This window comes from Lagierella sp. ICN-221743, assembly GCF_037890055.1.
GTDB lineage: Bacteria > Bacillota > Clostridia > Tissierellales > Peptoniphilaceae > Mediannikoviicoccus.
On the sequence record NZ_JBBKBD010000016.1, the window covers coordinates 25,806 to 44,061 of the forward strand.

At 37.2% G+C, this 18,256-nt stretch carries 3 protein-coding genes; all 3 read right to left on the reverse strand.

What is annotated here, in order from left to right:
- Positions 1–54: 54 nt before the first annotated feature.
- Positions 55–11,463, reverse strand: coding sequence for an Ig-like domain-containing protein (locus WKS98_RS07625; RefSeq protein ID WP_498918253.1), 11,409 nt, complete (start codon positions 11,461–11,463; stop codon positions 55–57).
- A gap of 72 nt (positions 11,464–11,535) precedes the next feature.
- Complete coding sequence (locus WKS98_RS07630; protein ID WP_498918255.1) at positions 11,536–16,587, reverse strand: hypothetical protein; 5,052 nt, start codon at positions 16,585–16,587, stop codon at positions 11,536–11,538.
- A gap of 1,289 nt (positions 16,588–17,876) precedes the next feature.
- The gene (locus WKS98_RS07635; protein WP_498918261.1) at positions 17,877–18,053 is read right to left on the reverse strand and encodes an HTH domain-containing protein; all 177 of its coding nucleotides are present in this window, start codon (positions 18,051–18,053) and stop codon (positions 17,877–17,879) included.
- Positions 18,054–18,256 lie beyond the last annotated feature (203 nt).

Below are 18,256 nucleotides of genomic sequence, written 5' to 3' on the forward strand. Positions count from 1 at the left end.
TCCTCCTTTAAGTTTTATTACAGGAAAGGCTCTTGCCTTCCCTGTAATACTCTATTATTTTACTTTTGTCCAATAACTATTGTCATTGTACCCATCTTTATGGGCCTTTAATTCAATAGTGGTACCTGAGTTAATTGGTTCGTCTAACGTAAAGCTATATGTTCCAAATCCATTTGTTTTTATCTTGCCCATAGAAACTTTATTAATAAATACTTCTACATCGCAAAGACTTGGGTAAGTTCTAATAGTTATACTTTGATCACCAACTTTAGGATCGTTTATACTTACTTTTAAAGTTTCTTTCCTTATTTTTTCTAAGGCTTTTTCAATTTTAGTAGTAGATTCAGTAATCTTAGTATTATTTTTTAGATTTTCTTTACCTTCTTTGATAGCTTTTTCTAGCTCTCTTCTATCCTTACCTGGTTTATCCTTGTAACCATCTTTCTTGGTTTCTTCTTCTGCTTCTTTAATAATCTTAATTAAATCAAGTTTATCTTGAAGTTCTTTCTTGATAGGATTGTAATCATCAGCTTTCGGATCTTTACTTCCTGGTATTGCATCAATCTTATCTTGTGCATCCTTAATATTTTCAGGTGTTGGATTGTCCTTAGCTTTATCAACTGCTTTATCAGCTTCTTTTTGTGCAATTGCCTTGTCTAATTCTTTCTTAGCATCGTCAACTTTGCCTTGATCAATAGTTGAATCATTTTTATCGCCTTTGTCCTTAACATCTTTAGCCTTATCTAAAGCTTCTTTTAATTCCTTGTCGATTGGCTTGTTTTCATCAAGATTCTTATACTTGCCAGTATCTTTATCTTTTTCGCCTGCAATTGGATCCGCTTTATCAATTGATTCTTTTAGCTTAGATGTATCAACACCAACTATCTTTTCATCGGATGTGTTGTCAGCTTTACCTGGTTCTGATGCTGTTGCAACTACCTTATCTCCGTCTACTAGTTTGTCTGTAGTTACTTTGAAGTTTCCATCTCCGTCAGCCTTACCTCTAAATTCACTTGATGTTCCATCTTTCTTTGTAACTTTAACAACTATATCTGCATTCTTTTCTGCTGTACCTGTTACAAAGTTAGTGTCTTTAGTTGCCTCTTTTATTTCAGGTTTTTTAGTTAACACTTTATCTACAACTTCAACTTCTGTTGGATCTGACTCAACTTTTGAATCATTAATTGTAGTTACTATTATCTTATCACCTTTAGCAGCTTTCGGATCAAGTGGTACTACAATCTTACCATCTTCAACCTCAACCTTAGTACTTGGTTTTTCTTTTATCTTCCAAGTGTTGTCGGCTTGTTTTTCGATGGTTAATGAATCATTTTCATTGACTTTAACCTTAATAGTTGTTGCTGTTTCGTCTGCTAATGTTGGGTCTACAATCTTAACTTCTTTTTCACCAGTATAAACCGGGTCAACTATTGGTTTTTGACTTGCTTTTTTAACAACTGTCTTGTCAAATGCTTCGTTAGCTGGGTCTTCGCCATCTTTAAATGTTACTTTGATTAATTCTCCTGCTTTTAGTGTAAGCTTGCCATCAACAGGAATTTCAATCTTACCATCTTTTTCAGTAACTTTAACTTCTGGCTTAGAATCTTTAACCTTCCAAGTTTTAGCTGCTGTATCTTTTACAAGTGTTACAGTTTTTGCTCCGTCAGTAACCTCGATTGTTTTAATCTTGTCTTCTGCCTTTGGAGCATTAATTGTTACATTCTTGTCCTTTTCTCTTATTTGAGAAATTACTGGAGTAGAAAGTTTAATTGTCTTTCCACCTTCCCAATTTGAGTTCTTATCTCTAATTACTCTTGCTTGTTCTGGTGAAGATTCTTTCTTACCAGTTTCTTGAGCAGTGATTTCGATTAAAGTTCCTTCTGGAAGTTTTTCTTTTAATGTTGCGATTAAATATCCAGCGTCTTTATCAGTTCCAGCTACAGGTGTGCCGTCAATAAGATTTGCTTTATTTGTATCGTCTGCTTTGTAAATCTTAATTATTGCGCCTTTAGCTGCTTTAAATCTTACTTTTGTAACAGAGTCAGCACCTTGGTTAGCTGCAGTTACATCTGTAGGTTTTGCAGTTTGGTCCTTATTAACTTCAAGGGCTGTTGGTGTTTCCCCTGGATAAGTTATTTCACTGTTTCCAACTGCTACTTTAACTTCAGCCTTAATCTTTTGACCGTTGTTACCACCGTCTGCTACATCCTTGTCTGAAAGTTCGATGTTGTTTAATGGACTTACTTTAATTCCATATTCTTCAAATTTTGCAAACTCAACAATTTTCTTGTTGCCCATTTGGTCTGTTAGTAGAACTTTCATGCCTGCAAGATTTAGGTGTTCCTTGTTGTTGTAAACCGTCTTATTTGGTGATGCCACTACTTCAAGTCCTCTAATCTTATCTTTATCAAAGGCTTGTGAAGTGTCTGGTTGGTTATCGCCGTCAAGGTCATCATATACTACTGTTTCTTGCGCTGGTGATGTTCCCTTAGGTGCTAGTGTTGCTGTTACGCTTACTTTTGTTCCCTTCGGAAGTTTTGCACCATCTTTTGTAGCACTGATTTCGTAATTTCCATCAGAATTAGCTGTTGCGTTTCCTACTTCAATATTACCAACTTTTGCTATAACTTTTGCTCCTGGTTCGGCTTCACCTTTGATTGTAGTTTTAGCTTCGTCTTTAAAGTTATATGCAAGAGCTGATGGTCTTTCTGTTTTGTTTGCAGTTGGATCATCTGCTTTGCCATCGGCATCAAGATCATCAAATACTTTTGTTTTGATTTCGCCTGATGGTTTCTTGTTGCCATATTTAGCTTGTGCTTTAACTACTGTGTCTGCGTCTAGTAGTATAGCTGGGTTGTTTAGTTCAAGCTTATAAGCACCAGTATCAGCATTAGCGTCAACTGTCTTAACAACTTCTTGTCCCTTGTTTTGGAACTTAATTGTTACTTTTGAACCTGGTTCTGCCACACCTTCAATTGTTGTGAAAGTTGCTGCTTTCTTAGGTGTTGTGTCACCGGTACCAATATTTCTAGCAATTACTGATGTGATGGTTGTGGTTTCATATAAGTCTGCTATTCCGTCATTATCAGCGTCTTTTATAACTGAAGCTAGTGCTGGGTCTGATGGCAATGCCTTGTCAGCTTCTTTAGCTGTTACTTTTATAACTGCATTATCAGCTTGTCTTGTAACTTCTGCAGTAAATTCTCCTGTAGTTGGGTCTGCCTTTACGCCGCCTGCCGGTGTGATGTCATCGCCATTTACATTGTAAATCTTGATTTCTGCATCAGCTTTTGCCTTACCTGTTACTGTTGTGGTTGTCTTAGCTTTATCTGTTACTTTGCCATTTTCAACCTTGTTTTGGTTCATTGCCTTAACATCAGTTGGCATAGCTGATTTTTGTTTTTCATCATCAGTGCCGTCTGAGTTTATATCTTCAAAGACTTGTTTAACCACTGGTGAAGATTCTGTCTTGCCTGGTTCTGTTGAAGTTACCTTTACAGGTGTACCAGGTGCTAATTTGTCTTTAAGAGTTATTGTAAATTCACCCTTTGAGTCTGCCTTAATCTCAGTACCATCTGTTAAGTCCTTGCCGTCGATATCAGTAACTTTTATTATTGATCCTTCAGGTGCTTTACCTGTTACTGTTGTCTTTTGTGGATCTTTTCCTAAGTTTCTTGCAAGAACGTCAGTTGGATCTGCTGATTTGTTCATAGAAACTGATAATGTTGAAACTGTTTTTCCTTCGATAGTCTTCTTATCTTGACCTACTGTTATTTCCTTGCTTACCATAATAGGTTGTTTGTCGTGGTCTTTGATTGTCAAAGCAGTTTCATTTGCAGGTGTAATTGTAAATCCTGCATCTGTAATGGCTTTAGCTCCTACATAAGTTTCTTGGATGCCCGCCTTATCTTTTACAACAATCTTTAATCCTGCTAGGTCAAGTTGTTGTCCTTCTGCATAAGAAAGTTTTGTTGGTCCAAATACATCTATAGATGTGAGTTCATCGGCCTTGAAGGTTCCCTTTTCATATTGGGCTGTAATATCAGTTGATTGAGTGAATGTGCCCTTTAGTGCTGGATCCCAACCCTTGTGTCCATAGTTTTGGTTTGGAATAACAACTGGTGCTTTTTCTGTTAAATCGACTTCTACGCCCTTAGCAACATAGGTTGTTGTCTTGGCTCCGTTTGCAAATCTACCGTTATCTCCCGGCTTAAATGTGATTAGAACATTATCGTCTTCTTTCTTGTCAGAAAATACTGATTTGTAATTTGCTGTAAATGTCTTTTTGTCAGTGTACATTGCAGGTGTTGAAAGTTTTGCTTCTTCACTTCCATCCATCCACTTGTCAAATAACCAGTTGGTGTAAGGTGTAACTTTCGGTGCTTTTTCATTTAGAGCAACTTGAGCTTTTGGATCAACCCAAAGTTTCTTTACTACTACTGGAGTAGTGCCATCTTTACCGAAGTTACCGTGTTCACCTGCCATGAATGTGATTTCAGTCCATCCTTTTACATACTTGTCAGAGATTGATTCAGTGTACTTAGCGTTTATAGTTGTTGTTGCGTCAGTAAATGTTCTCTTAAGGTCACTGTCCCAACCTGTGAAAGTTTTCTTGTCTTTGCCTGTAACTGTTGGAGCCACATCTGTAAGGTCGACTAATTTATCTTTCTTTACATAGAAAGTAGTTTTTTGGTCTACTCCATTTACTTGTTTAAATTCTCCGTCAGTTCCTGCAGCAAATTTAACTTCTACAAAGCCTTCTTTAGCTGTATCGGAAATATCTGATTCGTAAGTTGCCTTATAGTTTGTTGTTTGAGTGTATTTTATTTTTGCATCTAATGCTACATCTGCAGTACCGTTGTTCCACGCCTTAAATGAATAGTTTATAGCCGGATTTACAGTAGGTGCTATTGTGCTTAATGCAATTTCAGAATCTGGGTTTACATATTTAACAGTCTTTGCATCGTTAGGGAAAGTTCCGTGGTCGCCTGCATTGAATGTTATTTCTATATAACCTTCTTTCTTTGTATCTGAAACATCATCATCTTTTAGATACTGGGCTGTGAAAGTTCTGTTTGCTTCTACAGTTTGAGCATTAACAGTAACCTTTGTTATTTCCTTATCCCAGCCGTTTGCCTTCCAGCCAACATGTGGAGTAACTTCTGGTGCTTGGTCTGTTAGGTCAACTTCTTTGTCTGGTCTTACCCATAGAGAGTAGTCTTTGACTTCTGTTGAGCTTGTGCCAGTTGTCTTACCAAAGTTACCATTTGCTCCTGCTTCGAATTTAATTTCAATAAAGCCATCTTTTTGTCCTTTAGAGAAATCTGATTCATAGGCAGCTGTAAAGGTGGTTGACTTGTCATAAGTTGCTGGAACTGTTAAGTCTGTTATATTTGTTTCAGCATCTTTCTTCCAACCGATACATGAGTAGCCTTTTTGGATTTCAAGGCCCGGTACTTGGTCCTTTAGTGCAACCTTTGTATTTGGTTTTACCCAAATAACAGTTTTTGCATCTGGCTTAAATAGACCCTTGTCACCTGCGTTGAAAGTGATTTGTGTCCAGCCGTCTACTGCTTCAGTTGCGATTGCCTTTTCGTTTTTACCAGTGTGAGTTGTGTCTGCTGTATAAACTTTTTGTAATGGTTTATCCCAACCTGTAAAGTAGTAGCCATTGTCAGGAGTAACCTTTGGTTCTTTGACTGTAATGTCTATTTCTTTATCTTTTCTTACATAGATTGTTGTTACTTGGTCTTGGCCATTAACTTGTTCAAATTTACCATGGTCGCCTGCTAAGAACTCAACTTTTACAAAACCTTCTTTAGCAACATCAGAAAAGTCTGATTCATAGGTTGCAGTTAAAGTTTTTTCTGCAGTGTATGTTTGAGCTGTGTTCATATCAGCGGCAGCTTGTCCGTCCATCCACTTGTCAAAGGACCAGTTAGTTTCAATTACGAGTTCTGGTGCGATTTCTGATAATTTAACTTCTGATTTTGGATTTACCCAAATATCTTTTACTGTTACTGGACTATTTTCTTTTGTACCGAAGTTTCCGTGTTCACCAGACTTAAAGGTAATCTTAGTGAAACCTGGGATTTCAGAATCAGAAGAAATTTTTTCGTATTTTGCTGTAAATGTTGCTGGTGCAGCGAATAATTTTTCTGTTTCTAAATCTACATCAGCGCTTCCATCGTTCCATGCTGATAGTCTGTAGTTCTTATCTGGAGTGATTCCCGGAGCAATTTCTTTTAGTGTAAGTTTTACTTCAGGGTCAACCCACTTAACTGTGATTGCATCTTGAACAAAGCGTCCGTGATCTCCTGAGTTGAATTGTAGTCTTGTCCAACCTTCAACTGGCTTGTCAGAAACTGCCTTTGTGTATTGGGCTGTTATAGTTGTGTCTGTGCTTACCTTAATTTTTGTTAGGTCAGCAGGAGCATTATCAATTGCCCAACCCTTGTGTGATAAGCCACTCTTAGGTGTTACCTTAGGTGCTTTATCTTTGATATCAACTTCTTTATTTGCCCTTACATAAGTTTCAGTTGTTGCACCTTGGTCGAAAGTACCGTCTGTTCCTGGAGCGAAAGTTACTTTTACGAAACCTTCTTGTGGTGTAGTAGATATATCTGACTTATAAGAAGCAGTATAGGTTTTTGCTTCCGTATATTTGCCAGCAACATCTAATTCAGTGGCTGCATTTTCGCCGTCCATCCACTTATCAAATGACCAGTTCTTGTCATCAATAGTCTTTGGTGCCTTGTCAGATAATTTTACATCTGCCTTTGGATCAACCCATAGTTTCTTTTCAACGATTGGTGTCTTGTTTAGGGTTCCAAAGTTTCCGTGCTCTCCTGACTTAAATGTGATTTCAGTCCAGCCAGGTACAGGTGTTTCAGATGTTGAGCCTGCGTATTTAGCTTTAATTACTGTCGCTTGGTCTGATTTTGCAAAGCTGCCAACTAAGTCTTTGTCCCAACCAGTGAAGGTCTTGCCTTCGGTTGTTACTGTAACTTCTGGGGCAGATTTTCTTAAGTCAACAAGTGTATCTGGTTTTACCCAAATTGAAATTTCTTTTTTACCATCAGCAAATGTTCCGTCATCGCCTGCCAAGAATTTAATTTCTTGGTGGCCGTCAACTTCTGTTGTAGAAATTTCTTGCTTATAAGTTGCCTTAATAGTTGTTTCTTGCTCATACTTCTTAGCTGGTGTAAGAGCAGGATCCCAACCTGTGTGTTCAAAGCCCTTATTAGGGATGACACGTGGTTCAGGCAATACTAATTCCTTAGCAGGATTTACCCAGTAAGTTACTTGTGTACCTTCAGCGAATTTACCATTTTCACCAGCGTCAAAGGTAACTTTTGTAAAGCCGTCGGTTTGTTCCGTCTTAATATCTCCAGCTGATGCGTAAGTTGCCTTTATTGTTGTTGCTTTATTAAATGTGTCAACAAGCTTGTGGTCCCATTTAATAAATAGGTAGCCAGATTTTGGTGTAACTGCTGGTGCCTTGTCTGTTAAGTCTACCTTCTTATTTGGATTTACCCAGAAGTCTTTCTTAACATTGTCGGCAATTGTACCATTCTTACCTGCATCAAAAGATACTTTTACAAAGCCATCTTTTTTTGTTTCAGAAATGTCTGATTCATAAGCCGCCGTAATAGTTGTTGCTTTAGTGTATTTTGCTGGTGTGTTTAATTCAACAGCTGCATTGTCCTTTGTCCAGCCTGTGTGTGAGTAGCCTGGATGTGGAACGATGCCCGGTGCTGGTAATGTCAATTCTTTTGCAGGGTTTACCCAAAGTTCTGTCTTTGCGTCCTTTGCAAATTCACCATTGGATCCCTTATCAAAAGTAATCTTAGTGTAGCCAGCTTTTTCTGTTGTTGAATAATCGGAATCTAGTCCGTATTGGGCTGTAATTGTTTGGTCGCCTGCGTCAGCCTTGAAGTTTACAACTAAGTCTTGGCTCCATCCTGTGTGGATGTATCCTGCGTCAGCTGTTAGCTTTGGTGCTTTTTCCCTTAGGTCTACAATGGTGCCAGGTTTTACCCAATAATCTGTTTTTTGTGCAGGATCGGTTACATTAAATTTACCGTGTTTTCCTTGATCAAAGGTAACTTTGATGTAGCCTGCCTTTTCCTTATCAGAAATTAATTCATCACTGTTATAAGTTGCGAGAATTCTTTCTTCCTTAGTGTATTTCTTTGCAGTATCTATGGCTGGGTCCCAAGCCTTGAAGCTGTAACCAGTGTTGGCAGTAACTTGTGGTGCTTGATCAGCTAATTTAATTTCCATAGCTGGGTTAACATAGATAGTCTTTGTTCTTGCGTCGCCAATCTTACCTTTATCTAAAGCGTCAAAAGTAATTGGTGTGTAACCGTCTTTTGGTGTTTCGGATGTTGCGACATCTTCTTCGTATTGGGCAGTTGCTGTAAAGTCTTCAGTAAATTTCGCTGGAATAGCCTTATCCCATCCGCCATTAGCTGCTTTAACTTTGTAGCCTGCTGCTGGTACGATTTTCGGTACCTTAACTTCAGAGCTTGCAGTGTCCTTCTTAACAAGGAAGGTATTAACTCCCTTTAGTCCGCCGTTTTTGCCAGCGTTGAATAATACTGTTACGTATCCTTCGCGTTTTTCGCCCGGTGTTGGATTTTCAATAACGTTAGGACGATTGTCTTCTACTTTAATTGCAGATGTTTCTGCATTTAAAGTTTTTGCAGCTTCTGTTTCTGTCTTAGCCTTGTAAGTTAAAGTAACTTTAACTTTTTTATCGTTGTCAGCTGTTGTTAATTCTTTTGCTGTAGTCTTATCAAAAGCATCTGTTCCTAGTGCTAGGGCAAATTTGTTATCGCTCTTGATTTCGTCATAGCCAAAGTATTTGAAATTACCTAGGCTGTCTGTAACTTTTACAACAAGTGGTTTCAAATCAAGTGTCGCCTTGCCAGTCTTGTAGTCAAGTTCATAGTTAAGGGTTGGTTGATTTGTAACTTCCATTGATTTAGCTTTTGTAATGTCAAAATTTTCTTCGCTGTCTGCTTTGCCGTTGCCATCGCTGTCGATTTGAACGATGATGTTCTTTCCTGCATTGGCTGTTAATTTTGTATTGCCTGCCTTGTATGTTGCAGTTACAACTGCTGGTGAGTCTGCAACAGCTACTTCTTTTGGTGCAATTGTAAGTTCATCGATAGCTTTTTCGCCGATTTTGAACTTGCCTGTTGCCTTATCGTAAGTCGCTTCTTCTGTTTCACCGTTATTTTTTGTAAGGGTTACTACTGTTCCTGTGTAGTCAACAGTTGCTTTTGTATCCTTATCTTTTACAAGGTACTTAGTAGTTGTTGGGTCAGTTGTTACAGCAATTTTAGTGTAAACAATGTCCTTAACAACTAGAGTCATTGTGAAGGTGCCTTTTGCTCCAGATTTATCTTTTGCAGTGTAAACAACTTCGTAAGTTCCTGGTGTTTCATTGATCTTTGCAATATTTTCTTTAGTTATTTCTGTTCTCTTGTCTGACTCAATCTTTTCAACTTTATAAGTGAATTTTTTTCCACCTTGAAGATCAATATCTGTTTCGCCATCAGCATCTGTAACTTTGATGCCGTCTTCTAAGTTAAGTGCATCGCCTTTAAAGATTTCTTTGTGGCTTGTAGTACCTCCAATTTTAGGTGCAGAGTTCCCTGTTAAAGCTTCGATAGCTTTTTTGATAGCTTCGTATTGATCGTCTAGCGATTTTTGTCCAGTTGAGCTAACTTTTACAGTTGATTTAACCTTTCCTTTATCGTCAACTAGCTTATCAGCTTCATCAAGAGCAGCTTTTAAAGCCTTTACTAAATCTTGGTTAACGCCCTTTTTACCGTCAAAGTGCTTAAATACTTCTTTTCCTGTTGGAATGATTGAGTTAAGCTTATCAGGATTTAGTTGTACTTTTTCAGTAACAGGTGCTGAAGCTGTCTTGGATTCAGGTAAGGTTACTACTACGCTGATGTCTTCCCCTGCAATAAGTGGGTCTTTTACCCCAGCTACAAAGGATCCATCTGCGTTAGCAAGTGTTCTAGTTAAAACTGTGTCACCTTTTTTAATAGTTACTACAGCGCCGTCTAAGCTTACTGGGAATTTATCAGAATTGGAAGATGCTGTGATCTTACCCTTTACTGTTGTATCTCCATCTCTTAGAGGGTGCTCTTTACCTTGAGCCTTATCAAAAGCTACTGTAACCGTATTTGGTTTTACAATAAGTTTTTGATTTTGAACTTCTAATTTAGAACCGTCTTTGAAGGTTACAAGTAGTGTACCTACTTTATCTCCCGCTTCTGCAGTTGTTCTTGCAGGATTAGTTATATCAGTAACTGTTGCATCTTTAAGAAGTGCTTCATATTCTGTTTTCTTGGCTGCATCTACATTGTCTGCAAGTGCAACACCATCATTCCAGAACTTCTCTGGGAAATCTTGGCCTTGTAGGGCTGTTGTATCGACTGCTTTTAGGTTTGCTGCAGTGATTTTATCTGCTGTACTCATGTAAATAAGCGTGATTTTTGACCCTATATTATAAGCAGGACTGTAAGAAATTCCTAGCTTATATGTCTTGCCATCTAGAGTTACTTCTTCGCCGTCTTTCTTGCCATCAACAAGTGCTGTTGCACCCTTGATATCTTTAACTTCTTCTCTTCCAATTTTGTTGTTTAATCTAAAGTAAGAATCTACCTTGTCTTGGTTTGGTAAATCAAATTTCTTTCCTTCGATAAAGTTGAAAGTAAGAATGTCCTTTAAGCTTGTTGCCGGCGTATTTTCCCTAGCTAGTGGTTGTTGGTTTACATCCACCCATTTAACATCTACTTTAGTAGATGGAACTTGAACTAAGTCAAAGGTCATATTTAGACTTGCTGCCCATGGATCTGGTGCTTTCTCATTTGTTAGATAGGCATCCGTCAAATAAGTTTCCGTATCCACATTGGTTTTCATACCAAAGGCATATGGCTGTCCAGCTATATCAAAGGTCCTTGTAATCACTTCTTGATAATTTGACTCATTGATGGTAATAGGATTGCCTACGTTGTAATCAAAGCCTTCTTCATCGATATAGAAGACTTGTAGTTCAAGCCCTTCCGGTAGAGTAGCCCAGTCAAAGGTCTTTCCACCTACTCCTTTAAAGTTAGTACCCTTAATGTTAAGAGTATAAGATGCAGGTCGGCCTGCTCCTACCGGTCTACCAAATAGATTGTCTGATATATCTAGTCCATCAGATCTTTGGATTGCTTCTGTCTTTTTTTCGTTTTTTTCTTGTGATTTTATTAAATCACCTTTTGCGTTTTTGTCTTTACTAAAAATGTAATAGACATTATCCCCTATTTGAATTTCTTGAGCTTTTGTTACGTTTTTCTCATTTTCTATGCTGGTCTTAGCAAGCACTGGTGTTAAATGAGAAAGCATCATAGCAAAAGCTAAAATAAAGGATAGTATTCGCTTATTAAACTTCATAAATTCTCCTTTTAGTAATTTTATATTCATAATACAGAGGGATAGCTCCCTCTATATTATAAATCATTTAGTTTATCTTACAAATCTTATTAATTTGTTTGCTCTGGCTTCGCCTTTAGTTGCTTCAATTATAATGAGATCTCCTCTCTTTAGCTTATAAGCTGAGCCATTAGATTCAAGGTTTACGTCTTCAAAGTCTCCTGTTGCAGATTGAACAGTTGCACTCGCTACTAGTTTTCCTCTTCTTTTGATTTGGATGTCTATTTTAGCTCCTGTATTTGATTTTACATTTAGCTTTTTATCGCCAACAGCAACATGATTTAGCCAAGCTTCTATAGCTTCTTCTCTTTCATATTTTACTATCGCTTCAGTCTTGTTATTGAAAGCGTCGAAAGCTATAATCTTAACCTTTGGCATATCTTTAAGTTCAGTTTGTCTTTCAACTGCTCTAAAGTAGTCGATAGCTTCAGACTTGGTTCTGAAAGTTTGTTCCCTGTCTCCAATGATGATCTTCACAGCATTGCCTTCCGGAACTTCACTTAAAGTGGCTGATAGGTTGGCAAACATTCTGAAGTAGTCGTCCTTTAGAAGTGCATCTTTAATAACCGGGCCTTCTAAGTCAATCTCTACATGGCCAAAGCCTTTTTGATCAGCGTTTGCGCCTGGAATCATATCATATTTACTACGTCCTTCTTCGGACTTAAAGTAAATCTTGTCGCCATGTTTTATCTTATCTCTTGGTATTTCAAGGATAGCATGTTCACCTGGTTTTAGGTTTTCGCCAGTAACTATTGGGTCTACTCCTGGAAGTGGAGTGAATGTTCCACTTGCGTCTATTGTACCTGGCGTGAATTTTGATCCTGCTCCTGGAGCATTTGGAGTTGGGTTAGGGATGGTTACCTTAATCTTAACCGTTTTTGGTTCCTCTGTTCTATCTCTATCAAATGGAACTTGTTCAATATCTGTTATCTTATTAGCGTCAACCTTTGCTTGAACAGTGTTTGTAGCTATTTTAGAAGGTACTTCTCCCTTAAAGAATTGAGCTGTAATAACATCTCCGGCTTTGTAGCTAATCGTTTTGTTTTCTAGCTCGATTACAACGTCGCCGTCTTTATCTGTAACTATTCTAAAAGCAGAGTTGCCATTTGATGTTGCTGATGTCCAAGTGTCTACTTTAGTCGTATCCTTAATAAATGTTTGTTCAAGTTTTTGACCTTGCATTGTAAAGTTTACTACAAGTTTGTTGATTGCATCATCTTTTGGTTTATAAATAGTAGCTATTTTTTCGCCGTCGTAGATATTACCTTTAAACTTAGGTGTTTCTACATCTACTGGGATGTTAGTAACTGTTATTTCATAACCAGTAATTTGAGCAATTTCATTAGGACCAAGTTGAGCGTCCTTTTTGCCTTGAACTGATGTATCTACACCTAGTGGTTTTCTTGATGTTGCTGCTGTAAAGGCGTCTACATCCTTTGAACCAGGTTTTTTAATAGATACTGATTGAGACTTACTTAATTTTACAAGTGTATTCATTGGGTCAAAAGGTGCGTCCTTATCTTGGATGGCATTTCCGCCACCTTCTGGAATTCTCATATATACATTGATACCTAGAGTTGACCAGTCGTCTGCTCCCTTGTGTTGTGCATAGGTTGCTTCTTCTCCCACAGGTACTTCAACACCGATATAGGAAATTCTTTGTCCTAGGATGTCATAACCCGGTACAGACCAAGTTAGGGTGTTTTGCTTATCTTTTTCCCATAACTTTAAGATTTCTTGATCTTTTAAGTTTGCCGGATTTAAAGTGTAGTAGTTCGCTGCTTGAAGGACAGTCGGGTCGTTCCAGTTTGTTACTGCTGTTCTGTATAGTAGACCGAACTTAACATCGTGCATTTTAGCGTCTTTCTCTTCTTGTGTAAGGTCTTGGTAACCTGACTCAGTAGATTTCTTAAATTGCTTGTTAAGGTTTACTTTATAGAATGGTCTATAGGAAGCGTATAGATGAATTACTCTTCCATCATTTTTTACAAAGTCTTCAAAAGACTTGTTTAGCTTTAGTCCATAGGTATTAGGTAAAGCCTTAGTTGGAGATAAGTCAGTAAGATTGATTGCCTTATCATTTCTTTCTTGCTCAGTATAGCCATTGTTTTCTAGAAGAGCTCCTGCCGGATAAGTTTTTTCTTCCTTGTAACCATTGTTTTCTTGGTTTGGAAGCATCCAGCCAACAAAAGTGTTTTCCTTTAAGAAATCTTCTTGGAAGTTGTCTTTGTTGAAGCTTGCAATAAAGTCTCCGTTTGCAACACTGTTCGTGTTGTAGTACATTCTTGGAATGTTTACTGCCTTGCCACTGTTGAAATCTGTGTCCTTTAGGATAATTTCTTCAGTAGCAGTGTCATTTTCATTCATATTTCTATGAAGAACTAGTTTAACGAGGGGCTTACCGTAAGCAGCGTAAACTGTTAAGTTGCTATCGAAGGGCGTCTTGTCTGTAAAGATATAGTTTTGATTGTTCTTCACTTGATCAACAGTCGTCGCCTCTTTAAGTTTAATAAATTCATTAGTCGCATCGCCAGACATCTTTTGAGTTGTCCAGCCTAGGAATTCTAGTTCTGGGTCTGGTGATACTAATGCGTCTGTTGCCGGCATCTTTCTTAATTCTAGAGCGTCACCAGCTAAGTCGCCACCGTTGTGGTCTTTGTAGTTTACATTGTCGCCTGTGAAACCTGATTCTTTATATCCTTCTTGTCCTCTTATTTTATTATTAAGGGGAGCAATTCTTGTAACTTTTTCTGTTTCTGAGTTTCTGTTTAAGTCGTAGGCAAATTCTGTACCGAGTAACTTAGATGAGTCAATACCTTGGTAGGACACAACGTTCTTAGGAAGTTTACCGCCGTTTAGGTCGAATGCTACCTTGGCTTGGATTTGTTCAACAACTGGGAAGTCATTTTCAAGTGCGTTTTGTAGTACGTCTTGGTTTGTAAAGTAAATACCGGTGTCTTTCTTTGCCCAAACTTTTGGATCTACATAGGCAGAGTTGTCTGCTCCTTCTGTAGCATCGAATTTTTCATTTGATGCCCATTGGAAGCCTTCTACATCGTCGCCGTTGACATTCATCTTGACCTTTTGGTCGCTGGCTTCGATAGTTGCAATTCTGTTTTCTGCCTTATTCGTTTCTTGGTTCTTACCTTTATATACATATACATTTACACGGTCGTATTTTGAACGACCTGATAAGAATGTAGTGTCTGTAAATGTTTCATCAACGTCCGGTACGTCAACAGTCTTTGTTAGGATACCGCCGCCGAAGTTTTCTTGACGTGCCATCATAAGTGGGTCGTGGTTGTCTATAAATAATGCTTGTGTTGGCTTATTTATCTTCTTGCCATCTTTAAAGATTTCGCCTTTTTCGTTTCTGGTGTAGCCATCTACAAGAGGTCTTTCAAATCTGAAGGTCTTGTCTTTTTTAATTGTCCTACCAGAAACATCCACGTCTGAATAGTTAAATGTAACCGTCATACCTGGTGATACTTCTTGTAACTTTGTCTTTCTTGAGAAGATTGTCAAAGGGGTATCCTTTTTAATCTTGATGTCAAAAGGAACCCGTACAGTCATCTTACGCATATAGTTTGGACCCGAAAGGATTAATCCACCTGTGTAACTTGTCTTATCACTAGTCGTTCTAATGCTTATTTTGTATTGGTCGTCGCCAATTTGGATAAAAGAACCTTGTCTGTCAAAAGTCCCTAAAGACACAAGATCACGTCTGCTGTCAAAACGGATATCTATGGTATCCCCGCGTTTAAGATTGATGTCCTCATCTCTTGGAACTGATTTGAACTCTTCAACGCCTGTTTCATTAGTAGCAAAGACTGTAGAGAAGAATTCATAGGAAACGATATCTGCACTGCCAAACTTCTTTATTAACTTGTTTTTGTCGATGAAGTACCTCACAACAGTTGAGGTTCCATAGCTGTCTCCATTAACACCAGTGGGCATGAAGGTATCATTTGGTCTATTGTTGGTCACTTTTAAAATACCAACACCATTCTTCCTTTCAATCTGCTCAAGTGGGAAGTCAATCCTGTTGGCAGGTTTTGCCACTGTCTTATCTACATCTGCATTGATAATATTATCATTGGTATCAGCAGTAAAAATTTGAGCCACTGTTTTAGATTCATCTTGTGGTTTTAGGATATCTATAAAGCTTTCATCAAAGGTTTGCATAAAGCCATAATTATCAGAACCTGCCGAAGATCCTAATTCCCTTTGAGTTCTCCTGGTGTATACGTCAATGTATCCCTTTTCTTCGTTATACTTGATATAGGAAGATGCTGATTCAAACGAAGTTGAATCATTGCGGACAACGTCAGAATTTAGTATACCTTGCTTTAGGTCAACCCTTACTGGTATGAAGGTTGACATAGTGTATGAAGAATATGGGACTTCTTGATTTGCATCAATGGTTGTGGAATATATTTGTTCATATTTAACGTCCATAAGTCTCATCTGAATGAGAGGGTTGGTCGTTAGCGTCTTAACTGTTTGACCTTCTTTAAGAACTAGGTCGATTGGCGTTTCAAAGTTAACATATTGTAGTGGTGGATTTGTAGTTAATGTACCGTCTAAACCTAGTTTAACTACATGTAAGTTGCCTGAGCCACCTTGTTGGGAAGACATAGATTCAAATTTTATAAACTCATTGTTAAAGTCATAGCCGTCATGGTTGTTAGGGTATTGTCCGGGCATCTTTTTACCCATGCCAGACTCTGACCAGTCTATCAATTGATTTAAATTGTGGTCCGGTTTTAAAACAAGTCTTTTCCAAACCCCGGAAGTAGCGTGAAGATATGATGAAAAGGCAAGCCTTACTACCTCTCTGCCGTCTGGTCTGGTGTATCCCCCAATGTACCTAATGGATGGATTTTTTAATACTTCTGCTTTTGATACTTTTACCAATCTTCCTTGGTTAGGAATTGGCCAGTATCTAGCCTCTGGGTTGTCGTCGTTCCAATTGGCTGGAGCGACTTCCGCAAAGGCATTTGTAGGCACAATGCCTATCATCATTACGATTGCTAGTAGTAAAGATAAAACTCTCTTTAAACTACTATCACTGATTTTCTTCATAATATTTCCTTTCTTGTTTTATTTGTCCATTTATGGATTGGACTTCCATGGCGATTAAAGGACGCCAACCTTATTTCAAGACAGTGACCTGTCTTTTAGTTTATTAATATAGAAAGATTTTGTTTTTGGATTACAATCTTTCTATAATAACAAACTATACGGTGGGTTAAACCTCCAAATGATTTATTCTTAACAAATCTTTTGAACATTTTACATGACCACCGTTATTAAAGTGTTAAAGAATGGATTATTAAGTTAGTTCTGAAAATTTTATTTCGTATAGAAATACTAAGTATATTCTCATAGTTATCACAAGTTTTAGATATTATAAAAAAATGATTTTAAAATAACAAACTTCCTTTGTTTAATTTACCATTCTTCCTTATGAAAGATAGTTTTTTCACATTTCAAAAATAAATTTCAGAACTCAGATATAAAACTTTCTAGAATAAATCTATAAGTTTTAATTTAAAGAGTAAAATTTATTATTCATAAGAAAAAAATATCTTTCCTTGATATTATACCATATAATCCCTCTTTATCAATTTTATTTTGCTGATAGATACAGGATTTCTTGAATCTTTTTCCATAAAGAATGGAATTTTATTCATTTTTGTTGTATTTTTAATGATTTGCTATTTTTATTATCTTAATATTTTTATATATAAACCTTGAAAACCTTTGATTTTAACAATTTTTCGCCTTTTTTAATATTATTCATGATTATAATTGTTACAAATTTTTCATATTTTTGTGATTTTTTGATATTTATATAACGTCTTGCTTCGTCTTTCTCCCCACGTCATACCCGACCTTATTACCTTCTCGGGACCATAACCTCGCTCTGTCATCCTGAACGAAAACTTTTTGAAACAAAATTAAAGTCGAAGCATTCTTGACCTAACAGAAGACGAAGTCTTCGTTGTAGGTCAAATGTCAATCTCACTTCACTTTTCGAAGAAAAGTGTCAGAAGGCGACAACCTCTTCGACACGAGTAAAGATGAAACAAAAAAGCTTTCGCCTTTTTGAGATCCTTCGAATCGCTTGTGCTCCCTCAGGATGACAGTGACGGAGTGTTGTCGAAATATAACAATTCTCTCCCTCATATTGTCATTCTGAGCGAAAAAAATTTCGAAGAAATTTTTGAGTCGAAGAATCTCGCATTTGATTTTTCAAATGCGTACAATACCTCCAACCTCCAACCTCCAACCTCTCACTTTTCTCATACAAAAAAACGATTGTCTTTCACTTACACAATCGTCTTTTTTATTATACAAATCCCTAAATACTATTTTATAACTTTCCAATATCCATTTTTTGCACTACCAACATACTCAATTAATTTATCATCAGTAAGTTTTTTCAAATCTCGTTTGATTGTCCTTTCTGTTAAATCGAACTTCTTAGATAAATCACTGGCTGTTATTTCAGGATTATTTTCTATTATTCTAATAATTTGTTTTATTCTATCAACAGGATTTAGTCTTTGAGTGACATTTTGAGTGACATTAGTATCATTTTGAGTGACATTAGTATCATTTTGGGGATCATTTTGACTGTCATAATTTAAATTCTTTAAAAATGTAGTAAAAGAAGAATCCTATGATATTAAGTATTAAAATATCATTTAAGATACAATGTATTTCTGCTCTAAACTAGAAAATCAGT

Coding starts and splice junctions, on each gene's coding strand:
- WKS98_RS07625 (WP_498918253.1), bottom strand. CDS start 11,463: ATGAAGTTTAATAAGCGAATACTATCCTTTATTTTAGCTTTTGCTATG.
- WKS98_RS07630 (WP_498918255.1), bottom strand. CDS start 16,587: ATGAAGAAAATCAGTGATAGTAGTTTAAAGAGAGTTTTATCTTTACTA.